This is a genomic window from Paenibacillus dendritiformis, from assembly GCF_945605565.1.
In the GTDB taxonomy this organism is placed as follows: Bacteria; Bacillota; Bacilli; order Paenibacillales; family Paenibacillaceae; genus Paenibacillus_B; species Paenibacillus_B dendritiformis_A.
The window spans coordinates 6122286-6148650 of the sequence record NZ_OX216966.1; the positions used below are offsets into that span (position 1 = coordinate 6122286).

A 26365-nucleotide genomic window follows, 5' to 3' on the forward strand; every position below is an offset into this window, starting at 1 on the left:
GTCAATCGACTCCTTTGTGCCCTTTATGCTTTTTTGCCCATTCCATAAGCAAAAGCAGTACGACCGATACGCATGCCAACACAAGCGCGAGGCTGCCGGCCGAACCGATATTGAAATTCTCCACATCCTGGTAGACCAGCGTCGTCGCCGTCTGTGTCTTATTCATGATGTTGCCGGATACGACCAGGACGGCCCCGAATTCACCCAGCGAACGGGCAATCGTAAGCACGACCCCGTACGTGACCGCCCATTGGATGGACGGCCAAGTGACCTTCCAGAAGATCGTCCAGTCGTACGCTCCCAGCGTCGAAGCCGCCTCTTCCTGCTGCGTACCAAGCTCCTGCAGCACGGGGGCCACTTCCCTGACCATCATCGGGAACGTCACGAACAAGGTCGCGAGCACCATTCCGGGGAAAGCATAGACGACAGGCATGCCCATCCCGGAGAACAGGGCGCCGAGCACGGTATTCGGCCCGAGCAGCAGTACGATCATGAAGCCGCCGATGACAGGCGATACGGCGAACGGAAGATCGACGATGCTGTTCAGCAGCCGCCGGGCCCGCTTGCCCAGCCAGCGCCCGCGAACGAGCAGCAGGGCGAACAGGACGCCGAATATCGTGTTGAGTATCGTCACGACGATAACAACGGCTCCGGTCATGGCCATCGCATGCAGCGCCTCCGGCCGGGTGAGAGCGGCAGCGAAGGAGGAGAAGCCGCCGCGGAACGCTTCGGCTCCGATCTGGGCCAATGGAGCCAGCAGCAGGAGCAAAAAAATGGCATACGTCATCCCGATGAAGGCGGCGCGCGTTTTGGATAACTGCGCTGGTCTCGAATGCCGGGAAGCTACGGGGAGGGAAGCGGATTTGTCTGTCATGGCGATACCCTCCGCGACTGCAGCATGCCCACCAGCCAGAGAATGAGGAACGAGATCGTCAGCAGCAGCACCGAGACGACGGCGGCGCCTTGGGGATTGTCGCTCTCGATCTCCCCGAAAATATAGACTGACGCAACGAGCGTCTTGCTTGGAATGTTGCCCGCGACGAGCACGACAGCCCCGAATTCGGCCATCGCCCGGGAGAAGGCGAGCATCGCGCCGCTGAGGATGCCCGGCAGCATCTGAGGCAGCAGTACGCGCAGGAAGGTCCGCAGCCGTGACGCGCCGAGCGTGTAGGATGCTTCCTCTTCGGAGCGATCCGCCTCTTCGAGCAGCGGCTGCACCGCCCGGATAACGAACGGGAACGTCACAAAGACCATCGAGACGACGATCGCCGGCTCAGCAAGCACAAGGCGCCAGCCAACGGCTTCCGCCGTCTGGCCCGCCAGGCTGCCCGGACCGAGCAGAAGCAAAATCATCAGCCCGCCCACTGCGGTCGGCAGCGCAAACGGCAGATCAACGAGGCTGTTCAGCCATGCTCTTCCCACGAACCGGTACCGGTGAAGCACCCAGGCTGTCATCGTGCCGATGATCATATTGATTGCGGTCGCGATCAGCGCCAACCGGAACGTCAATGCAATGGCATGCCAGGCGAGCGGCTCGGCAATGCTTTCTCCAAATGCCTGCCAGCCTCCGCTGAACGATTGCACATAAATCCCGCCGATGGGCAGCACAATGAGCAGAAAAACATATAACAGCAATGTCGAGCGGAATCCCCAGATTGCCCCTTTGTGCCGCAGGACACCATTCACCCCAGACTCCTCCAATCCGCAACAAATATAACATTAATCCTACTTGTTTACTTGGTGTTTATTGTGAATACAATACCAAAAACTAGAACAGAACGTCAATACCTAACTGATTCTTATGCAACTTATTCGAAATGCTTATGATAGGTGATTACCCAGTGCTAGATTTTTGCGGAGGGTGATAATCTTGGGGCGGATGCTTCGGGCAAGAACGGAAAGAGCGGAAAAGTGCTTCGGAGGCGAAGGCAGCAGAATCGGAGGCAAATACAGCAGATTTCAAAGGGGATGACGTGGGCATGGGAAGCCGGGTCAGATCTAAACAGGACAGCCGCGGCAAAATGACGAGGCTGCCCTGTCTGTCGGATGAGCAGGATATATCGGGGGAAAGGCAGGAACTACGCCGATTGCGCCGCATCCAATACCCTCCGGTACAAAAAACGAATATGGGCCAGGGCAGCCGGTTTGATCTCTTCATAGGTGACTTGATCTTGAATGTAGAAGGAGATGAATCCGTGCATTGCCAAAAATATACTAAGCGGAATATTATGACGCTCCTGCTCCGAATGCGCATTGCCTGCCATGGCCTGCCTGACGATGGTCGAGAACATCTCCAGGCAGCGGCCCTGCTCGGTCCGTGCATAGGCAAGCAATTCCTCATCTCGCGTCATGAACATAATCTCGTAATGGTGGGGATGATCCAGACCGAACCGGACGAACTCCAGCATGACTTGCTCCATCTTGGACAATCCTTCGGAAGGAGCCTGGTTGAGAACACGTTCGAACAGCCGTTCGAGCCGATTGAAATCTTCCCGGACAAGCGCATAGAACAGTTCGGCTTTATCTTTGAAATGATAGTAGAGCGAGCCATGGCTGTACCCCAGATGCTGGCCGATGCTTCGCATGGAGATAGCCCGGTACCCTTTGGTTACGAACAAGTGGCGCGCCACTTCCAAGATTCGCTCTCGCGACAATTCTTGATCCACTGCTTTTCTCGGCATAGCGGTTCTCCTTATTCCCCTTCAATGTAATAAGTAGGATCTCCCTTCCGAATCACGGCCTGCCCTTGCGTGAGATCCGTGATCCATGCGACAAACCGGTCGGCGTCCGACGCCACGGGCAAGCACGTCAAGGTCACCTTGTCGGTAAATTGCGTCTCTCCCATCCTCGTCTCTTTGTTACGCAATTCATTTTCCAATTTGCCAAGCCATGTGTAATCAATGTCAACGAACACTTCCTGATGCAGCACTTTCTCAATAGCCTCCGCCGCTTCGATAGCGGCAACGGCACCATCGGTGTAGGCCCGAATCAGACCTCCGGCTCCGAGCAGAATTCCGCCGAAATACCGGGTTACGACGATAGCCGTATTTTTCAGCCCTTGGTTGCGAATGACTTCCAGGATCGGCTTGCCGGCCGTTCCGCTTGGTTCGCCGTCATCTGACGCCTTCTGAATCTCGTCGCGCTCGCCTATCATATAGGCCGAGCAGTTGTGCGTGGCATTCCAATGTTTACGTTTAATCTCCTCTATAAATGCAATTGCCTCTTCCTCGGTCTCGACCGGGCGGCCGTATCCGATAAAGCGAGACTTTTTGATGACAATCTCCTTGCTCCCGAATTGACGAACCGTCTTGTAACGTTCTAACAGGGGAATCACCTCTCCATGCATGTTCAACAAGGCCCGGTATCCGCCCCTGTCAAACACCCTCTTCCATGAGTGCCAAGAAAGCAGTTCTCCCGTACGGAGAACTGCTTCCCGGCTTATCGCTTATCTTCGATGTATCGGCGGCTGCCCGATTAGCGGGACAGTCTCGCCTCCAGTTCAGCCTTCTCTGCCTCATAGCCTGGTTTGCCCAGCAAGGCGAACATATTTTTCTTATAGGCTTCCACGCCCGGCTGATCAAAAGGATTGACGCCAAGCAGGTAGCCGCTGATCCCGCATGCCTTTTCAAAGAAGTATACCAAATAACCGAAGGAGTAAGGGGTCATGTCCGGAATCGTAACAATCAGATTCGGCACATTGCCATCCGTATGCGCAAGCATCGTTCCTTCGAACGCTTTCTTGTTGACGAAGTCCATCGTCTTGCCGGCCAGGAAGTTCAGCCCGTCCAAATCGTCCGCATCTTCCTGAATCGTTACTTGATGCGGCACTTCCGCAACCTGAATAATCGTCTCGAACAGGTTCCGCGTTCCTTCTTGAATGAACTGCCCCATCGAGTGAAGATCAGTGGAGAAGTCGACGGCGGCCGGGTAGATTCCTTTGTTGTCTTTGCCTTCGCTCTCCCCGTACAGCTGCTTCCACCATTCCGACACATAGTGCAGGGACGGCTCATAGTTCACGAGAATCTCGATAGCCTTGCCTTTGCGGTACAGCGCATTGCGGACGGCCGCATACTGATAGCTCTCGTTCTGCGCCACATCAGGGTTGCTGTACGCTTCCGCCGCGGCTTGCGCCCCTTGCATCATCTCGTCGATGTTGATGCCGGCTACTGCGATTGGCAGCAAGCCTACCGCTGTCAACACTGAGTATCTTCCGCCCACGTCGTCCGGAATGACGAACGTCTCGTAGCCTTCCTCGGTCGACAGCTTTTTCAGCGCGCCCTTCTCGCGGTCCGTCGTCGCAAAGATGCGCTTCTTCGCTTCTTCCTTGCCATATTTTTTCTCCAGCGCCTCGCGGAAGATGCGGAACGCAATCGCCGGCTCTGTCGTTGTGCCGGATTTGGAGATGACATTGACGGAGAAATCCTTGCCCTCGATGAGTTCCATCAGATGGGCGATATACGTCGAGCTGATGTTGTTCCCCGCGAAATAAATCTCCGGCGTCTTGCGCTTGTCCTTCGGCAGCATGTTGTAGAAGGAATGTCCCAGCATCTCGATGGCTGCACGCGCTCCCAGATAGGAGCCCCCGATGCCGATGACGATCAGCACGTCGGAGTTGGATTGAATCCGGGCCGCCGCTTCCTTGATGCGTGCGAATTCTTCCTTGTCATATTGGGAAGGGAGGTCGATCCAGCCCAGGTAATCCGTACCGGCTCCGCTCTTATTATGTAGCTGCTCATGCGCCAAGCGAATGGGCTCTTTAAAGTAATCAATTTCATGCTGACTTACGAATGTCAACGCCTTGCTGTAATCAAAGTGCACTTTTTTGGTCATCGTACACCCTCCTCGAGTATTGGTTGACTTTGCCACTTTAACCCATGAAAATCAATATAGTCCTAGGATACTGGATTTCGCCTTGAAACACAAGGGAACGCCCTGTAATAAAAAGGTTTACATGATAAAATTAATTGTTATTATACCATGAAACGGGCGGTAACATACAGAAACAACATGCAGACAAGAAGGTTGCTTTCCTATGTTACAATGGAGACGAAGGAAATGACAACGTGAGGTGACGATGCGAATGAAAGTAGCCGTATTGGGTTTAGGAACGATGGGGGCGCCAATGGCCGCCAATCTGATTCGCCAAGGCTTCGAGGTGACGGTGTACAACCGTTCCGCCGGCAAAGCGGACGAGCTGGTGGCGATGGGTGCCCGTGCAACGCAATCGCCGCAGGAAGCGGCCCTCAATCAGGAAATCGTCTTGACGATGGTAAGCGACGACCAGTCGATTGAAGCGGTCTATTATGGCGAGCAGGGTCTATTGAACAGCGTTCGCGAAGGCATGATCGTGATTGATTCGAGCACCATCTCGCCTTCTCTGGTCAAGCGGGTGACTGCGGATGTGGAAGCTCGCGGGGGAACCTTCCTCGATGCCCCGGTTACGGGGAGCAAGCCAGCCGCGATCGCGGGCACGCTCGTGTTCATGGTCGGCGGGCCGCAGGAGGCGCTCCACAAGGCAATGCCGGCTTTCGAAGCGATGGGAGGCCGAATCGTCCATGTCGGACCGAACGGCAGCGGATCCATTACGAAGCTGGCACATAACGCCATCGTCGGCATCAACAATGCGGCGCTCGCCGAAGGCTTCTCGATGGTGGCGCGCGCAGGCGTCGACCCGGCGGCCTTTCTCGAAGTGGTGCGCAACGGCAGCGCCGGCAGCAAGGCAGCCGAGCTGAAGGGAGAGAAAATTATCGAAGGCAACTTCGACAATCAGTTCTCCTTGAAGCTGATGCTGAAGGATCTGAAGCTCGCTTCCCGTCTCACTGAAGATATGCAATCGCCTTCCCCGATGCTGGATGCGGCCAAGAGCCTGTTCCAGATGGGGCAGACGGCAGGTTATGGCGAAGAGGATTTGTGCTCCGTCGTGAAAATGTACGAGCAGTGGATCGGGCAGCCGATCGGGAAAAGCAAATAAACGTCGATGCATAATAAAGGGAGTGGGCGCCTATGCGCCGCACTCCCTTCGTGCGTTTATCCGCTAAGGACCGCGGACATCAGCCTCCCGCCGCGAGCTAGCGCCCGTGCAAGCTGAGCGCCTAGGCCTGCAGCTTCTTGCGCGCGTCAAGCTTCCCCTCGCCCGTTCTGCGCGCGAGCATGTCTCTTGACCGGGACCAGGAAAAAATAATAAGCGCGACCCAGATCAAGGAGAACGCGAACAGTTGCGACGCGTCGAACGGTTCATGGAACACGAACAACCCCAAGAGCAGCATGATCGTCGGCGCGATGTATTGAAGAAAGCCCACCAGCGTAAACGAGATGCGCTTCGTTCCCGCCGCGAACAGAAGCAGCGGAACCGCCGTCACGACGCCCGCCCCCATCAGCAGCAGCACGGTCGATAGCTGCTCCTCCGCCAACGGAACCGCGCCGGAATTGAAAAAGAACAAGAAGATAAGAGCAAAAGACGCCATAATGAAGGTCTCTAAGGTCAACCCCGTCCAGGCGCCAACCGGAATTTTCTTTTTGATGAGCCCGTACACGCCGAAGGTCGCCGCCAACGTCAGCGCCGCCCAAGGAAAGCTGCCGTAGTATACCGTCAGCCACAGCACGCCGGCCGCCGCGATGGCAACCGACAGCCATTCGGCCTTGTTCAAGCGCTCCTTCAGGAAGAAGGTCGCCAGAAATACATTGAACAGCGGATTGATATAATAGCCCAGACTTGCCTCGACGACATGATTGCTTTCTACCGCAAAAATATAGATGAGCCAATTGATGCTGATGAGCACGGAGGCGATGATGACGCCGGCGGCCTGCTTTTTGTGCCGGCAGATCGCTTTAATCTCCGCGGCGACAACCTTCCACTTCCCCAGCAGGAGCAAGAGAAAGATCATGAATACAAGCGACCATATGATTCGATGCGCCAATACCTCTCCGGCAGGAACCGTGCCGACGGCCTTCCAGTACAGCGGCAGAAAGCCCCAGATCAGATAAGACAGCCCGGCTGCCAGCACCCCCATCACATATTGGCTTTGCTTTTGTTCCACCGTTAATCCACCCTTCCATCCATTGCAAAGACCGCTGGCATCGGACTGAGAGCTATGCCCATATCCGTCCGCCAGCGGCCTGTATGCTATTGCAACCCGGTACATCGCGCCGGATCACGTCTATGATATTGCCAGAGGCCTGCTATTACAGCAGCGCCTTCACGCGGCTGACGACATTCTCAACCGTGAAGCCGTATTCGGCCATGACACGGTCGCCAGGCGCGGATGCGCCGAACGTCGAGATGCCCAGGATGTCGCCTTGATCGCCGACATAGCGTTCCCATCCGAATGGATGAGCCATTTCCACCGCCAGGCGGGCTTTGACATTCGGCAGCAGGACGGAATCCTTGTATTCTTGCGTCTGCTTCTCGAACAGATCCCAGCTTGGCATGCTGATGACGCGAACGTGGATGCCTTCTTCCGCCAGCGCTTGCTGCGCGCGCACAGCCAGTTGCACTTCGGAGCCCGTCGCGATAATTTGCGCCTGCGGCTGGCCGTTCGCCGCGTCGCTGACAACGTACGCGCCGCGGGCCACGCCTTCGCGCGCACGCTCTGCCGACGTATCCAGAATCGGCAGATTCTGGCGCGTCAGAACGAGCACGACCGGATTCGAACGGTTCTCCATCGAATACGCCCAGGCAGCCGATGTCTCGTTGCCGTCTGCCGGACGGATCACCGTCAAGCCCGGAATGATGCGAACGGAAGCCAGCTGTTCGATCGGCTCATGCGTCGGTCCGTCTTCGCCGACCGCAATGCTGTCATGCGTCAGCACGTAGGTGACCGGAAGCTGCATCAAGGCAGAGAGGCGAACCGCCGGACGGAGGTAATCCGTGAACACGAAGAAGGTGCCGCCGAATACCTTCACGCCGCCGTGCAGCGCCATGCCGTTCATGGCCGCCGCCATCGCGAACTCGCGGACGCCGAAGTAAATGTTGCGGCCGTCATATTGGCCCGGACGGTATACCGGCAAGCCTTTGAGATGCGTCATCGTGGAGCTCTCCAGATCCGCCGAACCGCCCGTCAGGTTCGGCACGTTGCCTGCCAAGCCGTTCAGCGCATTTCCGGAAGAGACGCGTGTCGATACCGGCTTGTCTGCTGCCGTATATGCCGGCAATTCCGCATCCCAATTCGCAGGAAGCTCGCCCTTCACCGCCGTCTCGAACTGAGCGGCCAATTCCGGATACGCCTGCTTATATTGCTCGAACATGCGATCCCAAGCTTCGTTCGCCTGGATTCCCTTGTTCTTCACATTCTCTTCGAAATTTTGGTATACTTCTTCCGGCACGAAGAAATCTTCATGCTCCCATTGGTAGAATTGCTTCGTCAGCTTCGCTTCCTCCGCTCCGAGCGGGGAACCGTGGGTGCCGCCATGGCCGCCCTTGCCTTGCTTGTTCGGGCTGCCGTAGCCGATCACCGTTTTCACTTCGATGAGCGTCGGCTTGTCCCCTACTTGCTTCGCCTGCGCCACTGCGCGCGCAAGCGCGTCGAGATCGTTGCCGTCCTCGACCAGCAGCGTCTGCCAGCCGTACGCTTCATAGCGCTGGCGCACATTCTCGCTGAAGGACAGGTCTGCTTCCCCGTCCAGCGTAATATTATTGGAATCGTACAGAACGATTAATTTGCCCAATTTCAGATGGCCGGCTAGAGAAGCCGCCTCGCTGGCCACGCCTTCCATCATGTCCCCATCGCCGCAGATGACGAAGGTATGATGGTCAATGACTGAATAACCGTCACGATTGTAAGTGGCTCCCATTTGCGCCTCGGCCATTGCCATGCCGACAGCCATGGCGATACCTTGGCCCAGCGGACCGGTCGTCGCATCTACCCCTGCTGTATGGCCGAACTCAGGATGCCCCGGCGTCTTGCTGCCCCATTGGCGGAACTGCTTGATTTCTTCCATCGGAAGATCATAGCCGCTCAGATGAAGCAATCCGTACAGCAGCATCGATCCATGGCCCGCGGACAATACAAAGCGGTCACGGTTAATCCATGTCGGATTGGCTGGGTTATGTGTCATCTCTTTCGCGAACAGATGATAACCCATCGGTGCAGCCCCCATCGGCATTCCCGGATGTCCCGACTTTGCTTTTTCGATCGCATCGATAGCCAAAGTTCGGATGGCCGCTACAGAGAGCGTGTCCAATTGCGCTTGGTTGACAGTCATTGCTGATTTCCTCCTCATATCCTTCTATGTCCAAGCGAACGAGCGGCTGCGGCAATTCGCCCGCCCTCGCTCAACTTGTCCTTATATGCATTTGATTTATTGTACCATTACTCTTGCTCCGACGCCACTTTTTACATGACGAAAAGCCGCCTGCAGCCGGAATGAAATCATTTCCATAAAGGATCGATGCTCCTTCTATTATGGTTCGATTCCTGGCTCTGCATTCGGGCCGCCGCGGCGACAGGCCGGGCCCAAATGCCGCAACGCCCTTCTGCAGCGAAGGGCGTTGCCGTTGACTCTCACATTTTGAACTACCACTTTAACTGAATACGACCGTCTTGTTCTGATGCACCAAAATCCGGTCTTCAATATGCCAATGGACGGCCCGTGCGAGGACAACGCGCTCGATCGTGCGCCCCATTCGCTTCAGCTCGTTCACGTCGGCGCGATGAGTTACCCTCTCCACGTCCTGCTCGATAATCGGCCCGCCGTCCAGTTCTTCCGTCACATAATGCGCCGTCGCGCCGATCAGCTTCACGCCGCGCACGTAGGCCTGCTGATAAGGCTTGCCTCCGATAAAGGCGGGCAGGAAGGAATGGTGGATATTGATAATCCGGTTCGGATACCGTTCGATGAATTCCGGAGGGATGATCTGCATGTAGCGGGCCAATATAATGAGGTCCGCCTTCCCTTCCACCGCTTCCAGCTGCAGACGCGCCGCTTCCGGCTTATTGTCCGGGGTGACCGGAATATGCACATACGGAATGCCGAAGGATTCCACGTATTCCCGCATATCCGGATGATTGCTTACGACCATCGCGATGTCGGCGTCCAGATCGCCGGCCTGCCACTGCCAGAGCAGCTCGACGAGGCAATGATCCTCCTTCGATACAAAAATCGCCAACCGCTTCTTCTGGCTGACCCGCGAAAAACGCCACTCCATCTTGAATTCTTCCGCGATGACGCGGAAGTCCTCCTCCATCTGCGGCAGGCGCTGCTCCAATCCGGCCATGTCGAACTCGATCCGCATGAAGAACATGCCGCCCTCCGGATCCAATGTATATTGATCCGACTGAACGATATTCGCTTCATGCTCGTACAGGAAGCGCGATACCGCCGCGACAATCCCCGCCCGATCCGGGCAGGAGATAAGCAAGCGCGCGCGGTTCCGCGTGTTCTCGCCAGCCTGCTCGCGGGCGTGAACCATCGTATGCTGGTGCTTCATTAGCCTATGTCCTCCACTGCTCCAATATTGGTCTATCGTTCTCTTTATTCACATTTCTTATATCTAGTATCTAGGCATCGCTAACGGCCATCGCGGCCCGCGGGGCCCGCAAGCGCTATTCCGCAGCTTGTCCCGTATACCATGCGGTAATACGCTGATTAATCTCTTCTTCCGTTCGATCCGGCAGCAGTTCCGCATCGACGATCATATCGTACAGACGCTCCATCGGCTCGCGCGGATCGGCCTTCTTCGCCTTCGCATCGTTTTTGAGCACATTCCACGTCTCAAGCACGAATTCGCGGCAATGGACATCCTGCTTCTCGAAGAAGTGACGCATCCGCTCGACGTCCGCCCAGAACTCCTCGCCGAAGCGCTCCTTGGCATCGCCGCGCAGAAGCGCGATCTCCGCCTCGTACATCGGGCGCTGCTGCTTCGGATCTTTGCCGATCCAGGGCGTCTCCAGAATGAACGGTCTGCCGAGCAGCGCTTCATGCTGCACGACATTGCGAATCGCGTCGAAGCCGAGATAGCCCGCTCCGATCGGGGCATGGCGGTCTTTGCCTGCTCCGGTCGGATTTTTGCTGTCATTGATATGAACGACGGCGATGCGGCCGAGGCCGATCACGCGGTCGAACTCCTCCAGCACGCCGTCCAGATCGTTGACGATATCGTAGCCGGCATCATGGATATGGCAGGTGTCCAGACAGACGGTCAGGCGGCCGTTGTCCTCGACCTTGTCGATAATCGCCGCGATCTCCTCGAAGCTCCGGCCGACCTCGGTGCCTTTGCCCGCCATCGTCTCCAGCGCGATATTCACCTTCGTCTCCTTCGTGTTCCGCAGAACTTCATTCAAGCCTTCCGCAATGCGGCTGATCCCGTATTCCGCATCCTTGTCCGTATAGGCGCCCGGATGAAGCACGATATTGTTGACGCCGATGCAATCCGTGCGGTGAATCTCATCCTGCAGGAACGACACGGCCAATTCGAACGTCTGGGGCTTGTACGATCCAAGATTGATAATATAAGGCGCGTGCACCACGATTTCGTCGATGCCGTGCTTGTTCATCAGTTCCTTGCCTTCCTCGATGAACAGCTTGTCAATCGGTTTGCGCCGCGTATTTTGAGGCGCTCCGGTATATATCATGAACGAGCTGGAGCCATAGCTTATCGCTTCCTTCGTCGCCGTCAACAGCCCTTTTTCGGAAAAGGATACATGAGATCCAATCTTCAGCATACGTTCTCTCCTCTCAAATCATTTCCCTTATTCTACAAGGATTATCGAAATAAATCTAGGAATGCGGTATAATTTCTATAGCTATCATTTATGTTCATATAAAGCTGATTTCGGAACGAATCTTAGGAAAAATAAGCGCGCAAAGGGAATAGATTATCATCCGGTGAGGTGAATTGGTGTGCATTCTTTCTTCTATTTACCACTGGCGGCCGAGGCGCCTAACACGTGGTTCATGAATTCTATCGCGTTCTGGACATTCGTTCTTCTTGGGCTCATGGCGATCGGCGGATTTTTCATGTTCCGCAAATTTCTCAAAGTGCTGCCAAAGAGCGACGGGATGTCCAAGCTCGACTGGCAAAATTACTGGGTGGAGCGAAGCCGGGATCTGTGGACGGAAGATACGAAGGCGTTCCTGGATATGCTGGTTGCCCCGGTTCCGAAGCCGTTCCGCGATATCGCGCGCCACTCCATCGCCGCCAAGATCGGCGAAGTCGCCATTGAGAGCGGCGCCGACGAAGTAACCCGCGAACACTGCATCAAGGGATATATTATGGCGACGCCGAAGCGGGACTACCGCAGCCTTGTCCGCTACCTGGACAAAAACAACATCGACTATAGTCCATACCAGCATCTGTTGAACAAATAGATGGCCGCTGCCAGGGCATCCGTTCGAGGGGGGGATTGGATTGAAAATCATGATTAGCGGCGGTACCGGACTGATCGGGAAAGCGCTGTACAAAGCATGGCTGGAGCAAGGACATGAGATCATTATTTTGTCGCGCTCCGGCACGAAGCTGCGGGCGAAGGAGACTCACCCGCATATTCATGTCGTCAGCTGGTCCGAACTGGAGAATCATCCCCCAAGCTGCAGCGACGTCGACGTGGTGGTCAATCTGGCCGGCGAGACGATCAGCCAGCGCTGGACAGTGACAGCGAAGAACCGGATCGTCGCTTCGCGCATCGTGCCCGCCCGCAGGCTGGCGGAATGGGCAGAGCAGCAGCCGCGCAAGCTCCCCTTGCTCATCAACGCCTCAGGCAGCTCGGGCTACGGTTCGTCCGAGACGGTGGTCTTCGACGAAGAGAGCCCGCTTGCGGGGCAAGATTTTTTGTCGGATGTGATCCGGCAATGGGAGGCGGCGGCTGACGCGATTCCCGCCGAACGGCGCGTCAAGCTCCGCATCGCCCCCGTACTCTCCAATGACGGCGGCGTCTTCCCTCTCATGAGGTTGCCCTACAAGCTCGGCTTCGGCGGTAAAATCGGGAGTGGGCGTCAGCCCTTCTCCTGGATTCATATCAACGATATGGTGCGGCTTATCGATTACGCCGTCCAGGAACCGTCCCTGTCCGGCCCCGTCAATGCCAGCGCTCCGGATGCGGTGACGAATGATGAGTTCGGCCGGAAGCTGGGGGCCGTCTATCGTCGTCCGCACTGGTTCCCCGCTCCCGCCTGGGCGATCAAGCTGGCGCTCGGCGAGATGTCGATGCTGATACTGGAAGGGCAGCGGGTCTATCCAGCCGCCGCCTTGAACGCCGGCTTCACCTTCCGATACGGGCAGCTGGATGAAGCATTGCAGGCGCTGCGGGACGAGTAAGCGCAGCCCCTCGTTATTTTTCACGCGCGTGCTTCTAGATAGCGAACAGCGGCATGATCCGGATGATCGCATCACGATACGGCATGCCGAGTTCATATCACATAGTAAACGGTGCCTGTCCTTGAGACAGACGCCGTTTTTTGCGTTTCCCGCTTCTCTGCCTGTTCCTGGTCGATAGATTCTTTTGCCCAAAATGAATTCAACTTTTAATGTTGACTTATCCGATCGGATTAATTAAAATTTGGCTTACATTTCAATGATTTTCCATCTCATCGTTCAGGAGGTAATTCATTCATGGCCAAATTGATCCGCACGCTCGTCCTGCTGTCCCTTATCGGAGGCTTGCTCGCAGGCTGCGGGGCCCAGCCGCCTGCCGCTTCCGGCAAGGAGTCTGCCGCCGCCGCTCCCGTCAGCACGAGCGTTCAACATTTGGGCACCGATGTCATTCCCGCTTCGGATATCAGCAAGCTGCCGGAAGCAGCCAAGAAGCGCAGCGATACATTTGTCGCCGGCTTGATCGAGCCAAGCGGTGCGTTCACGCCGCATTTCCACCAGAGCGGCTATGACGGCAATGTCGCATCCGTCCTGTTCGCTCCGCTGGTCACCGTCGACAAGACGGGGCTCCCTATTCCGCTGCTGGCAGAGAAGTGGGAGATATCTCCCGACCAGCTTACGTACACATATACGCTGCGCAAAGGCTTAAAGTTCAGCGACGGTTCGCCGCTGACCGCAGACGATGTCGCCTTTACGCTGACGATTCTGCACGACAAGTCCTATGACGGGGGCACAGACATTTTCCAGACTCATATCAAAGGCGGGCTGGCCTACAAGGAGGGCAAGGCTGATACGATCGAAGGCATTAGGGTCATCGATCCGTTGACAATTGAGATCACGACAGAGCAAGTGAACGCGACCGCTCTGCTCACCCTTGGCGGCATGGTGCTGTCGAAGGCCTATTATGGCAAAGACTACGTACCCGGACATCTCGACTACATTCGCGAGCTTCATGCGAAGCCGGTGGGCGCCGGCCCATACAAGCTGGAGAAGCATCTGCCGGGGCAGGAAATCCGGTTTATTGCCAACGAGCATTACTTTGCCGGCAAGCCGCAGGTCGAACGGTTCATTTATAAGACGACGGAGGGCGACACGTTCCAATTTCTCGAGACGGGAGAGCAGGACTTCGCTTCCTTCGCGGCGACACAGGACAATCTGGAGAAGCTTCAGCGGCTCGGCTTCGTCAATCTGCAGTTGAACACCTCCAGCGCTTACGGCTATATCGCGTTCAACCACCACAAGCCGTATTTGAAGGATAAAAAGGTTCGCCAAGCGCTCATCTATGGACTGGATCGCAAGACGATCGTCGAAGGCGTGTCGCAAGGCTCCGCTCAAGTCGCCAACGTGCCTGTCGCTCCTACCTCCTGGGCCTACACGGAGGAAGGCATCAACCCGTACGACTATGATCCGGACAAAGCGAAGCAGCTGCTGGAGGAAGCGGGCTGGAAAGCCGGGGCACAGGGCATCCGGGAAAAAGACGGTCAGAAGCTGGTCATCCGCTATCTATCGTCCAAGAGCAAAAACAGCGACGCCTTCATCGCCATCGCCAAAGAAAATTACGAAGCGATCGGCATCCGATTCGAGCCGGAGCAGTTCGCCGACTTCAACTCGCTGCGGGCCAAGGTCGAGGGCGGAGATTACGATCTCGCCAGCTTCTCGACGCCGATGATCATCGATCCGGCATACGGCGTAGCGGATTTCTCCACGGAGGAAGCGGAAGGCTACTCCAATCCGACCGTCGACAAGCTCATTCAGGAAGGGCTGGGGATATTAGACACCGAGAAGCGGAAGGAAATCTACAAAAAGCTGTTTCAGGAGCTAAACGAGGATCCGCCGTACATTTTTTACAGCTATTCGAAGCTGCTCTACGCCTATAACGCCCGGGTACAGGGACTCGAGCCAAATCCGTACCGGGGGATCGCCACGAGTCTGCCGTCGATCCGCATCGAATAGAAAAGCATCCATCTCCCGCCTGATGCCATGGCGGCGCGCCTAAGCAGGCGGGCGGGATTCACTTTTATTCAAAGGGGGCGCATCAATTGGGCACGTACTTGCTGAGAAGAACGCTGTACATGCTGCTTACGCTGCTGGGCGCATCCGTCCTTATTTTTGCGCTGTACGCGCTGACGCCGGGCGATTTCGTCGACAACGACATGAATCTGACCCAAGCCCGGAAGCTCGAATTGAAAGAAATGTACGGTCTGAACAAGCCGATTATCGAACGTTACCTTATCTGGATAGGCAACGTGCTGAAAGGGGATTTCGGTTATTCTCTCCAGCACCAGCAGCCGATCACCACCTTGTTCAGCCAATATATTTGGAACTCTTTCCTGCTCGCGGCCGCTTCTACGTTCCTGACCTGGTTCATCGCCGTCATTATCGGCGTCTTGAGCGCCTATAAGCAATATTCATGGTTCGATCGGATCGTGACGATCAGCATCTTCGCCGCGATGTCGGTGCCGGTGTTCTTCATCGGGCTGTTCCTCATCAAGCTGCTGGCAGTGGATGCCAAGCTGCTTCCGCCAGGGGGCATGATTACGACCGGAAGCAATGCGACCGGACTGGCCTATATTATGGAGGTCGCGCATCATATGTTCCTGCCTGTCATGGTGATGACACTGCTCGGCACTGGCGGGCTGACTCGATATTTCCGAACGCATATGCTCGAGGCAATGAAGCAGGACTACGTGCGCACCGCGCGGGCCAAAGGAATGAAGGAGCGGGTGATTTTGTACCGTCATGCCTTGCGGAATGCGATGCTGCCGGCCATTACGCTCATCGGCTTCGAGCTGCCGGGGCTGTTCGGCGGATCGCTGATATTGGAGAAAATCTTCAATTGGCCGGGAATCGGCCAGTTATACATGCAGTCGTTCACCATGCGGGATTATCCCTTGCTCATGGGCTTCACAATGCTCATCGCGATCCTGACTGTTATCGGGACCTTGCTGTCCGACTTGCTGTATCGTGTCGCCGATCCGCGCGTTCGGCTGTAGGAAGGAGGAATCGATCATGACCAATTTATCGGTGACAGGAAAATTATCGCGCCGGCGTTCCGTTGCCCAGCCAGCGGCGAGGCCCTCGCTCTGGAGGCAGTCGCTCCAGCGGCTGCAGCGCAACAAGCTGGCGCTAAGCGGGTTGGCGGTCATTGCCTTCATGTTCACGGCCTGCTTCATCGGCCCCCTCTTCTCGCCCTATGCGGCAGGCAAAGTGAATCTGGCTGTCATGAATCAGGCGCCCAGCGCAGCGCACTGGCTCGGGACCGATCATCTGGGCCGCGATGTACTCACCCGCCTGCTGCAGGCCGGACGCATCTCCTTGACGGTCGGGCTGGCCTCTATGGTGCTGTCGGTCATCATTGGCACTGTGCTTGGCGCGATCGCGGGCTATTACCGCGGCGTGGTCGATCAGCTGATTATGCGAACCGCGGATCTGCTGATGACCATTCCCGGCCTGCCGCTGCTGTTCATTATCGGCGCCATTCTGTCCGAATGGAAGGTGCCGACCGATTACCGTCTATACATTGTCATGCTGATGCTCAGCCTCGTCGGATGGCCGGGGCTCGCCCGGCTGGTGCGCGGAGAGCTGCTCAGTCTGCGGGAACGGGACTTCATGCAAGCGGCGGAGGCGCTCGGTCTGAATGATCGCCGCAAGCTGTTCCACCATCTCCTGCCGAACCTGTTCCCCCTGTTGATCGTCGTGGCGACGCTCAGCACCGGCGGGGCGATTTTGAGCGAATCGGTGCTCAGCTACTTCGGCCTTGGCGTCATGCCGCCCACGCCGACATGGGGCAATATGATCGATGCCGCGAATTCGATCATCGATTTCGAGAAGCGGCCCTGGCTCTGGATCCCGCCGGGATTGGCGATCTTCATCACGGTCATGTCCATCAACATCTTCGGAGACGGCTTGCGGGACGCGCTCGATCCGAAGCAAAAGAGATAAGTGGAGGGTAGCTCATGAATGCACTGCTCGACATCCGGAATGTAAGCACTTATTTCTATACCGGGGAAGGCATCGTCAAAGCCGTCGATGATGTCAGCCTGCGCATCAAGGAAGGAGAGACGGTCTGCGTCGTCGGGGAATCGGGCTGCGGCAAAAGCGTGACCGCCATGTCGGTCATGGGGCTGCTTCCCGAGCCGTCAGGGCGAGTCGTCTCCGGCGAGATCCGCTTCGACGGCCAGGACATCAGGCAGTGGAGCAAGGAGCAGCTCCGGCGGCTGCGCGGCAACGAGATCGCCATCGTATTCCAGGAGCCGATGTCGGCCATGAATCCGGTGCTGACCATCGGGAAGCAGATGACCGAACCGCTGCGGGAGCATCTTCATCTGAAGGAGCCCGCTGCACGGTCCAAGGCGGTTGAATTGCTCAATCTGGTCGGCATTCCCCGGGCAGAAGCCATCTTGAACGCCTACCCGCATGAGTTGAGCGGCGGAATGCTGCAGCGCGTCATGATCGCGACCGCTTTGGCATGCCGCCCACGCCTGCTCATCGCCGACGAACCGACTACAGCCCTCGATGTCACCATCCAGGCGCAAATTCTCGATATTTTGCATCAGGTGAAGGAAGAGATGCAGACGGCGATCTTGCTGATTACGCATGATCTGGGCATCGTGGCCGAGATGGCGGACTATGTCGTCGTCATGTACGCCGGCAAAATCGTGGAGGAAGCCCCGGTTGAGGAGCTGTTCGATCGCCCTCAGCACCCGTACACCCAAGGGCTCCTTCGATCCAAACCGGTGCTGCATCAGCGGCGGAAGATGCTCTATTCCATACCGGGCCAGGTGCCCAACCCGCTGGAGCTGGGCTCGTCCTGCTACTTCTATGACCGCTGCGATCAGCGGACGGAAGCATGCCGGACGGCGCATCCCGAATTGCGCCGCACAGCTCCGGATCATTCTGTCGCCTGCTGGCTGTACGGGGAAGGAGAGGAACGCCATGAGCGAAGCGTTGATTGAAGTTCAGCAGTTGAAAAAATATTATCCCCTTCGCGCGGGCCTGTTCAACCGCACCGTCAACCACGTCAAGGCGGTCGATGGTATCAGCTTCTCGATCTACCGGGGCGAGACGTTCGGCCTCGTCGGCGAATCCGGCAGCGGCAAGAGCACGGCCGGGCGGGCGATCCTGCGGCTGACCGACAAGACCGCCGGCGATGTCCGGTATCAAGGGACCGACATCCATCAGCTGTCCCGCACAGATATGCGCCGGCTGCGCCCCGAGCTGCAATTCATCTTCCAGGATCCGTACAGCTCGCTGAATCCGCGGATGCACATCGGCGATGCAATCGGCGAGGCGCTTCTGCAGCACGGGCTGGCCGGCAAGGAAGAAATCCGTGACCGGGTGGAGGACATCCTGTCCGTCTGCGGCATGGCGGCCTATCACTATGATCGGTATCCCCATGAATTTTCCGGGGGACAGCGCCAGCGAATCGGCATCGCCCGGGCTATCATCCTCCAGCCCCGCTTTATTGTCGCTGACGAGCCGGTATCCGCGCTGGATGTATCCATTCAGGCGCAGATTATCAATCTGTTCCGCCAGCTGCAGGAAGAGAGAGGGCTGACCTATCTGTTCATCTCGCATGACCTGAGCGTCGTCGAGCATTTATGCTCCCGGATCGGCGTCATGTATTTGGGCTCGCTTGTCGAGCTTGCCCCGCGGGACGAACTGTTCCGCCAGCCGCTCCATCCGTATACCCAGGCGCTGCTGTCGGCCATCCCGATCCCCGATCCGAAGCGCAAACGATCGCGGATCGTGCTCCGCGGCGACATCCCGAGCCCGGTCAATCCCCCGTCCGGCTGCAAATTCCACACCCGCTGCCCAGCGGCCAAGGACATTTGCCGTCAGGAGGCCCCTCTCTTCCGGGAAGTGGGCAGCCAGCATTATGCAGCATGCCACCTCATCTGAGTTGACAGAGGGAAAGAGGGGGGATCCCCCTCCCTTTTCTGTCCTCCAATTGTGGAATATGAGAAAGAATGTCTTTCAAATAGTGGACACTTTTTTAAGAGAGAGACCTATTCTATCTTGGCGTCACGCCCCTATATGTATTGTTATTATTTTATTAAACCACTATATATGGACATCCATCCCTGCAAAAGAATATCCCCCTCCTTGTCTACCTTTGTATAGACAAATTCGCCAGTTGTCCATTCTGAATGTACAAAAAATCATCTAACCTTACGTCATAAGCAAGCATACATCAGCCCTTATGTTCATTCTTCACTGCAACCTTATTGACGAACCGCGCTGCATCAGATTGATGACCCCGCTCCGTTCAGCCGGCCTCAGACCGCCCCAATATTTCTAATGAGCTCACCCAAACTCTTCAGGATGATCTCACTTGCACTCTCCAGAATGATCTCACGTGCACTCTTCAGAATGCAGTTACCTATATTCTCAGAATGATCTTGCCTACGCTCTCAGAATGATCTCACCTGGACTCTTCAGAATGCAGTTACCTATATTCTCAGAATGATCTTGCCTACGCTCTCAGAATGATCTCACCTGGACTCTTCAGAATGATCTTGCCTACGCTCTCAGAATGATCTCACCTGGACTCTTCAGAATGATCTTGCCTGCGCTCTTAGGATAGTCTCACCTGGACTCCCCAGACATGATTTCACCTGTACCTTAAGAAGGCTCTCATCTGCATAAATTGAGAAAAATATGTCTATCCGCATTTCATCTGGTCAAGTTCAGCAATGAAACTGAAATACCGTACCGGCCACCGAAAAGCGATCCCCGCTCTGCAAGGGGTACAGCTGATAGGGAATGATCGGCTCCCCCTCCAGCTCGGTTCCGTTGCGCGATCCGAGATCGCGGATCGCCACGGCGCCGTCGTCGGCCTGAACCAGCTCGCAGTGATGCTTCGATACGCCCGCGCCGGCTTCACGCCACTGCACCCCTTGTTCCGATCGGCCAATCACGAAGGGAAAGGCCAGGGGAATTCGTTCAACAGCGGCTGCCGCTTCCTTCGGAATGCCTATCCCTCCGGCTCCCGCGCTTCCGCCCAGCCCTCCAAACCCGCAAAACCGCTGCAAATAAGGCGTGCACCATCCCCCTTCTCGCAAGTCCGTATGGGGCCTTTGTCCAAGGACGACCGTCGCTTCGGAGCTGGAACTGTCGAGCACGGTTGTATGCATAGGCAGATCAGCGTAGAAGGAATCCATCCGCGAGCCAACAGGCGTTGAAAATTCGTTCCCCAATCCCTGCAGGAAGCCGGAATATTCCCTTGAGTGGCTATCACGTTCCACTGAGGGGCGAACGGCATCCGGCGCAGCGCGGCGAACGGCATGCCCCCCAGCCAAGCGTACGGCATCTGCCCCAGCCGGGTGAACGGCATCCGCCGCTGCCGGTTCGCCCCCTGCCTGGAGCTCCAGCTTCATCCATTCCGGCCGCAGCAGCTCATCCCCGGAGTGAGCCTGCCTAGGGGAGGGAGCTTTCGTTCCTTCGGCCGAAGATGGAGCGTCGCTCTCCCTGCGGGCGAGCATTCCCGGAATGCGGGGTAACATTCCCGAGATCCAGGCGGCCCCCAATGCAACGGCCCCTATGCTGATTCCAACCGAGATAAGCAGCGTATTCAAACCTGGATTATCCATATAGATATATCTCCAGGCCAGCGCAGCCGTTACGATGGCGGCGCCTCCCGCCGCATAATAGCTTTTGCCGGAAGGCGTTCCCCTGGTCTCCGGAACGGTATTCTCGTCCTCTCCCCGGATCGTCTCGGCACCTCCCGGGACCGGGACGCCTGCGGCAGCCAGGAAAGATCCGGAAGCGGCCAGTCCATGAAGGGGACCGGATTGTTCATTATCACCCTCCGGCTTTTTCGAGCAATCGAGGCTTGCATCAGGCAGAGACAAGCTTACCATCCCCTCGGGAAGCCGTTGGCTGACCGGGCGTTCTTCTCCCATCCCGCTTGTTCCGGCAATGAGGGAGTTTAGCAGCTTCCGCACATCGGCAAGGGAATGATCCTCCTGGGATAAGCATTGAACCAGCCGTTGGAATCCGTCCCCAGTCCACTGGGCAACATGGGTGGACAGCAAAATGCCCAGCCTGCGCAGACCGTCCATGCCCGCCCGCGGCTGCAGCGGTTCCAGCAGCGGCAAGTAGGCGACATGCAATCCTCCGTCCGCGGCTTGTTCGTCGACAAACACGCATTCCTCATGGAGAAGCACATGATCCGGATGAAGCATATAGGCCCGGCAATTCTCCAAAATGCGGACCAACTGGAGCATCCACTCGAAATATTGGTTCGAAGTCATTCGCATGCTCCTTAGAGCCTGCTTGAGCATTCGTTTGCCGCTGATATCATAAATAAAGGAGAGCTCCAAATCGACTTCGCGGATGTCAAGGCGAAGAAAATGCGGCACCCGGTTATAGGCCAGCATTTTGGCTTGATGCGGATCCAGCGCTTCGGATGGAACGGGATTATCGCGGGTCAGCAGCAGGCCCATTCTTTCTTCCTGAATAAATTGAACCCGGTAACCGTAAATGAGACTCACGCTCCTTCCTGTTCGAATGGGTCATCACGCGGGGGAGATCACGGCCAAGTATGCGGTCACCGCTCCCGGCAGCACGGCCCACATGAAAGGAAAGGTGGCTTGCCTCCCCGCTTCCGCCTGAACGGGCGCGAAGGAGCGTTGCAGCCAGCCGCTCATCAGCGCTGACCACCAGCCGCGAATTCTCCCGCTGCGCCCGCATATCAAAATGCATGCCGCAATGAGCCCGCCATACAAAATCGAAAAGATAAAGACCTGCCAAGTCAAATACATTCCCGTCAGCGCGCCAATGGCTGCAAACAGCTTCACGTCCCCGGCCCCGACGCCCTTCATGATGTACAACACCAGCATGATTCCGAACCCGCATCCCGCTCCGAGAGCGCTAAAAGCAAGCCCCTGCCATCCGTTTGCAACACCGTGAATCATAAATCCGGCGGCAGCGGCAAGCATCGTCAGCCGATTCGGTATTTTATGTGTCCGCACATCGGCAGCAAACGCGGCGAGCAGCAGCACCCCGCATGTCCATATCGCACCGTTCATCGCGTTCATTGCTTTCTCCCTTCTATCATCCGCTTCAGTCCGTTTCCGGTTGGGACCCGTTATTTGACCTCAAAGGCCCGTTCAGCGCTTCGCCCGTCCTCCTTCTTCACGGCCAGCCTCCATGTTCCTGAGGTCGTATTGCCCGAGACATGCCATTCCCACGTAACAACGCCATCCGCGTCGGCGGTTGCCCAGCCGACATGCTTCGCCTGGCTCTTGCCGCTCTTGTAATACACGACCAATTCCACCCGTTCATTCGGCTCCGCCTTGGCGGTAAGCCGCGCTTTTCTGCCGGGAAGGAGCGGATTGGGCGTCAGGTCCACCAAGGACGGAGCCGGCTTGTCCGACGAATCGTCGCCCGAATCAGACGGGGCCGGCCCGTCTCCGACCCAGACTCGCTCCACGGCTCGAGCGGACAACGTCAGCGTCGTGTTCAGAAACGGAACGCGCATGGGCAAGTCATAGGCAACCTCGATCGCGAAGTAAGGATCGGTCTTCTTATCCAGATCCGGCAGCTTCACATGCGTGACCCGGATCCGGTCCTCTCTCAACACGCCTTGGACGCCGTACCGGACAAGCAATGGCTTGATAACCGTCTCGGCGAGGCGAGCCTGGCCCCATTCCCCTGCCGCCTCCGCCTGCCGGGCAGCCCACTCCGTGCCGTCCTGCACCCAATCGCTGACAGGCTTCGGCAGCTCGCTCCCGAATGATCGGCCGAATTCCTGCACTGCCATCTTCATTCTCTGGGCTGGAGGCTGCCATTTGCCCGGCTTTCCCGAAACATCTCCATCCCCACCAGCGGACTGAACGGCCAGCAGACTGACAGGATACAAATGGGCGGACACCTGCTTCACCGCATTCATGGCAGCTGATTGCAAAGACGTCGTGATGACGGCGGCCTGAATCATGAACACGAAGAACATGAATACGAGCAGCACCATCGGCAGAAGCAAAGCCGCTTCAATCGTGATGCTTCCGCGCCTGTCACCGAACAGGCTCCGGGGCGGAATCCGGCAGGCTCGCGGTCGAAATGCCGGGTGGATTCTGCTGTTAATAGGAGAATACCGAGCACTTGACCGCGTAATAACGTCCATTCTCGATCTCACCGTCCCATAGTCCGGCATGACCCAGCAGCTTCATCAATCCCGGCAGGAACCAAAGCGGCGTGCTGAGACGGACTTCCGTCTCGCCATATGTCCCCCTCAGGGCCGGATCGATTCCGGTATTATAGTGAATCAGCGCCAGCATCCGCTTCAGCATTCCTTCCCGGCTTCCATGAGCCAGCATGAACAGGCGAAGGTGATCGGCATAGTTCAGCTTCACCGCCGGCAAATAACGCGAGATCGGAATCTCGTTCTTCGTAACGAGCAGAAGCATATCCTGGACCGCTTGCTGAATGCCGTAGAGAATCGCTGACGCCAGGATAAGCAGCGGGTGTCCGAGCTTGCCGAATTCCACGAATCCTTCCATCGTGCGTATGGCGAGGCGCATCGTAAAAATCTCTCCATAGGCGGCCGCAATATTGCCGACAGGATTATGAAAGCCGTACAGAATATACTCGAGCTCCTGGTTGACAATACCCAGCGACTTCACGACCTCCTCTCCCGGATTCCCTGAATCCAGCAATGATTTCAATTGCCGCGGGTCATAGGAGGTGAAGTACATATAGGCATATTCGTTCCGGTACAGACGATCGCGCAGCGACAATAACCCGTCTGCCGCTTGATCATACAGCGTCGTAACGGAATCCATGGACTGCTTGCTCTCCTCGACGGCATGGTCGCCGGCCGATCGCTCCGCAGGCGCTTCGGTTGACGATTGGTTATGCGCATCAATCGCTTCCATCTTGCTGCGGACATCATCGAAAGCAGCCTGGTGCTCCTGCAATTTGCTTTTCAGCTCAGACAGCGAAGAGAGCAAGTTTTTAGCTTTTTCCAATTCCTTGTCCGCTTCCTTCTCTACCCGTTTGCGCTCCTTGTCCTTTCCTTGGTGATTGGTCATTGCTTCCTCTCTCCGCTCGATATAGCTGCCGGCCGTGTGGATAAACTCGGAATCATATGTTTGGTAGGCCTCCAGCAGATCTCTTGCCTTATTCTTCAACGTAGAAGCAGAGGTGGAGTAAGCGGATATGCTACCCGCCAAGTGTTGGAAGACGGAGGCAGCGTTATCGATCTTCGACATGAGCGCTTGCTGGCGATCGATCTCTCGGCTCCATTCCTTGAAGAAAAAATCAGGCATAACCAATTGCTCGGCAGAAGCATTAATTTCGTTGATGGCATCTTCAACCTGCTGGCCATTCTCCATTGTTCCCCCATCCGGGATATCTGACTGGCCTACCTTGTCATAGCCGGCATAGTCTGGGCTGGAACGCACCTCTTCGATGACCCGCTTCATCTCTTCGTTGAAGTGCCTGGCTTCCTTCAGATGCGATTCGGCTTCGCGGAGCCAGCTGTCATGATTCCCGTTATGCAGGGAGACGGCCCGCTTCAATCTCGATGCATGCTCGCGCGAGTCGGCCTCGTAACGATCCGTATCGTCCCGATGCTGCGGATCCTCGTCCTCTCCCCTGCGGTCATCTTCACGCTTCTTCTCGGCATAATCGGCATATTGGGCGGCAATATCTGCCGCTGATCGGATCGAGCCGAGGGGACGATCCTCCATCCTATCGTGTCGATGGACCGCGATTCCCTTGTCAATCCCCGAGCGGTCCAGCTCATCGCGGGACTTTGTCTGAAGCTTCAAGACAGCCAACAGCTCCTTGTCCCTCCGATCGACCAGCTTCTGCAGCTTCGCCAGCAGCTCTGTCGTCTGGGCCGCTTCCTTCAACGCTCCTGCCATCGGCTTCAGCTTGCCGGACAGCTCGAACACAAATTGTACCGGCGCCTTGTATTTCATATCCTCCAAAATCTGTCGTTCTATCTCATCATAGTCCGCAAGCGGGCGGGTGACCGACGTCGAATGACTGTCCAGCAGCAGAGGAACCCAAGGAAATACGCCTGTCGATCGCAGCTGATGTTGATCCTGCATCACATAGTCCAAGATATGCGCCGGATCGGTTGCTCCGTATGCGAATAATTGGTATCTCTCCTGCAGCTCCGGCTCATAGGCGGACATGACCGAGCGGATGCCTGCCCGGGCCAACGCCTCGATGCGCCACTCCGCCGCCGCGATGCGGGCATAGTCAATGAACACTGATGTGAAGAAGAACATGGCAGCCACAATAAATACAAGCAATATCGACACCGATCCGTCCTTTGCCTTAAAAATCCGCTTTGCCCATCGGTTCAGACGATTGCGATTCACAGGCAGCACTCCCCTCTGCTCGTCATGACGGTCCCGCAGTCTGTCCCGCCGCTTTCTTCAATATGCCTTCCGCTTCCTCCGTCGGAACGCCTTGTCCTTTCCATTCCTTCAGCTTCGTTGCCATGTACCGCGCGAACTCCACCGCACGAATGAACTCTGGCGGCTCCACAATGGCCGATGCGGCCTGCCCCTCATTCGAGATCTCTCTTCCCGCTATGTTCCGGAACATCGCCTGATAGAGGGGCTTGTCCAAAAACGCGGTAATTCTGCGATCCAGCAAGCCGTTCTCATAGCTCATCTTCCCGTGAAAGGCGTCAGGCACCAGCCTGGCTGCCCGCATCAGCTTCCGTTCGGGAAGAGAGCTGCCGGCGCTGGCGGCAGGCAGCTTCACCGTATGGTTCTCTCCGCCGAAGCCTCCCCCGAACACCTTATCCAACAGCCGATCGTCGAGCAGGCGCCAATACATTCCGTCATGCTGTCCTGTGTCATAGGCGCCGGTTACTGCCTCCTTGTGGCTGTTGTCCCAGAAGGCCGCCGCCCGTTCCGCGGCCAGCGCCGCGGCATGCGAGCTCAGCACCGTCTGATAGATGAGCATGCCGAAGAATAGGATCGCCAGCGTACAGTAGAAGATAACGGGAAATATTAGCGAAGCTTCCACGATCATCGAGCCTTCTTCCTCCTGAACGGAACGCAGCCAGCGGCGTAGCTTGTTGTTCAAGCCAGC

General features: G+C 56.7%; 22 protein-coding genes. 8 read left to right on the forward strand and 14 right to left on the reverse strand.

All coding sequences use genetic code 11. The features are described from left to right. Position 1: 1 nt before the first annotated feature. The 5 genes from NNL35_RS27525 to NNL35_RS27545 all read right to left on the reverse strand — a co-directional run bounded on the left by NNL35_RS27525 (position 2) and on the right by NNL35_RS27545 (position 4830). The gene (locus tag NNL35_RS27525; protein WP_006678488.1) at positions 2-874 is read right to left on the reverse strand and encodes a sulfate ABC transporter permease subunit; all 873 of its coding nucleotides are present in this window, start codon (positions 872-874) and stop codon (positions 2-4) included. Continuing rightward, complete coding sequence (gene cysT / locus NNL35_RS27530) at positions 871-1686, reverse strand: sulfate ABC transporter permease subunit CysT (protein ID WP_006678489.1); 816 nt, start codon at positions 1684-1686, stop codon at positions 871-873. Before cysT ends, NNL35_RS27525 begins: the two co-directional genes overlap by 4 nt. A gap of 392 nt (positions 1687-2078) precedes the next feature. Then, the gene (locus NNL35_RS27535; protein WP_006678490.1) at positions 2079-2681 is read right to left on the reverse strand and encodes a TetR/AcrR family transcriptional regulator; all 603 of its coding nucleotides are present in this window, start codon (positions 2679-2681) and stop codon (positions 2079-2081) included. A gap of 11 nt (positions 2682-2692) precedes the next feature. Next, a complete protein-coding gene (locus NNL35_RS27540) occupies positions 2693-3325 on the reverse strand; it encodes a YigZ family protein (RefSeq protein ID WP_040732978.1) in 633 nt (210 codons plus the stop codon). Positions 3326-3474: 149 nt separating this feature from the next. Beyond that, positions 3475-4830, reverse strand: a complete 1356-nt coding sequence (locus NNL35_RS27545) for a glucose-6-phosphate isomerase (RefSeq protein WP_006678492.1) — start codon at positions 4828-4830, stop codon at positions 3475-3477. Between the two features lie 250 nt (positions 4831-5080). Here NNL35_RS27545 and NNL35_RS27550 point away from each other — a divergent pair, with 250 nt between their 5' ends. Next, complete coding sequence (locus NNL35_RS27550; protein ID WP_006678493.1) at positions 5081-5971, forward strand: NAD(P)-dependent oxidoreductase; 891 nt, start codon at positions 5081-5083, stop codon at positions 5969-5971. A 121-nt stretch (positions 5972-6092) separates the two neighbouring features. On the opposite strand, the gene rarD is transcribed toward NNL35_RS27550, so the two are convergent. From rarD to NNL35_RS27570, 4 genes are all read right to left on the reverse strand, one after another. Then, positions 6093-7037 carry an EamA family transporter RarD gene (gene rarD, locus NNL35_RS27555; RefSeq protein ID WP_006678494.1) on the reverse strand — a complete coding sequence of 315 codons (945 nt, stop codon included), beginning with the start codon at positions 7035-7037 and terminating at the stop codon, positions 6093-6095. 145 nt (positions 7038-7182) lie between these two features. Further along, positions 7183-9201, reverse strand: coding sequence for a transketolase (tkt, locus tag NNL35_RS27560; RefSeq protein WP_040732949.1), 2019 nt, complete (start codon positions 9199-9201; stop codon positions 7183-7185). A 319-nt stretch (positions 9202-9520) separates the two neighbouring features. Further along, on the reverse strand, positions 9521-10426 hold the full coding sequence (gene purU, locus NNL35_RS27565; protein ID WP_006678496.1) for a formyltetrahydrofolate deformylase: 906 nt from the start codon (positions 10424-10426) through the stop codon (positions 9521-9523). Between the two features lie 115 nt (positions 10427-10541). Beyond that, entirely contained in the window at positions 10542-11660 is a 1119-nt protein-coding gene (locus tag NNL35_RS27570; protein WP_006678497.1) for a deoxyribonuclease IV, read from the reverse strand. A 232-nt stretch (positions 11661-11892) separates the two neighbouring features. Here NNL35_RS27570 and NNL35_RS27575 point away from each other — a divergent pair, with 232 nt between their 5' ends. The 7 genes from NNL35_RS27575 to NNL35_RS27605 all read left to right on the forward strand — a co-directional run bounded on the left by NNL35_RS27575 (position 11893) and on the right by NNL35_RS27605 (position 19207). Next, on the forward strand, positions 11893-12306 hold the full coding sequence (locus NNL35_RS27575; RefSeq protein ID WP_050979470.1) for a DUF2621 domain-containing protein: 414 nt from the start codon (positions 11893-11895) through the stop codon (positions 12304-12306). A gap of 49 nt (positions 12307-12355) precedes the next feature. Continuing rightward, positions 12356-13252: a TIGR01777 family oxidoreductase gene (locus NNL35_RS27580; RefSeq protein ID WP_337999316.1), complete on the forward strand. Its 897-nt coding sequence runs from the start codon at positions 12356-12358 to the stop codon at positions 13250-13252. Between the two features lie 294 nt (positions 13253-13546). After that, positions 13547-15259 (forward strand): ABC transporter substrate-binding protein, encoded by a 1713-nt coding sequence (locus tag NNL35_RS27585; RefSeq protein ID WP_006678500.1) that lies wholly within the window; start codon positions 13547-13549, stop codon positions 15257-15259. 86 nt (positions 15260-15345) lie between these two features. Next, positions 15346-16299: an ABC transporter permease gene (locus NNL35_RS27590; protein ID WP_006678501.1), complete on the forward strand. Its 954-nt coding sequence runs from the start codon at positions 15346-15348 to the stop codon at positions 16297-16299. A 16-nt stretch (positions 16300-16315) separates the two neighbouring features. After that, positions 16316-17248, forward strand: a complete 933-nt coding sequence (gene opp4C, locus NNL35_RS27595) for an oligopeptide ABC transporter permease (protein WP_006678502.1) — start codon at positions 16316-16318, stop codon at positions 17246-17248. Between the two features lie 14 nt (positions 17249-17262). Then, entirely contained in the window at positions 17263-18261 is a 999-nt protein-coding gene (locus tag NNL35_RS27600) for an ABC transporter ATP-binding protein (RefSeq protein WP_006678503.1), read from the forward strand. After that, positions 18242-19207, forward strand: coding sequence for an ABC transporter ATP-binding protein (locus tag NNL35_RS27605; protein ID WP_006678504.1), 966 nt, complete (start codon positions 18242-18244; stop codon positions 19205-19207). The genes NNL35_RS27600 and NNL35_RS27605 overlap by 20 nt, the downstream gene beginning before the upstream one ends. Positions 19208-19995: 788 nt before the next feature. Here the strand turns inward: NNL35_RS27605 and NNL35_RS27610 are convergent. The 5 genes from NNL35_RS27610 to NNL35_RS27630 form a co-directional block, all read right to left on the reverse strand. Further along, on the reverse strand, positions 19996-21801 hold the full coding sequence (locus NNL35_RS27610; RefSeq protein WP_040731873.1) for a DUF6382 domain-containing protein: 1806 nt from the start codon (positions 21799-21801) through the stop codon (positions 19996-19998). 24 nt (positions 21802-21825) lie between these two features. After that, positions 21826-22347, reverse strand: coding sequence for an A24 family peptidase (locus NNL35_RS27615; protein ID WP_006677672.1), 522 nt, complete (start codon positions 22345-22347; stop codon positions 21826-21828). 50 nt (positions 22348-22397) lie between these two features. Continuing rightward, positions 22398-23279 carry a hypothetical protein gene (locus NNL35_RS27620; RefSeq protein ID WP_040731869.1) on the reverse strand — a complete coding sequence of 294 codons (882 nt, stop codon included), beginning with the start codon at positions 23277-23279 and terminating at the stop codon, positions 22398-22400. Positions 23280-23388: 109 nt separating this feature from the next. Next, a complete protein-coding gene (locus NNL35_RS27625) occupies positions 23389-25641 on the reverse strand; it encodes a TadE/TadG family type IV pilus assembly protein (RefSeq protein WP_006677670.1) in 2253 nt (750 codons plus the stop codon). Between the two features lie 22 nt (positions 25642-25663). Then, positions 25664-26359 (reverse strand): TadE family protein, encoded by a 696-nt coding sequence (locus tag NNL35_RS27630; RefSeq protein ID WP_006677669.1) that lies wholly within the window; start codon positions 26357-26359, stop codon positions 25664-25666. Between the last annotated feature and the right edge of the window lie 6 nt (positions 26360-26365).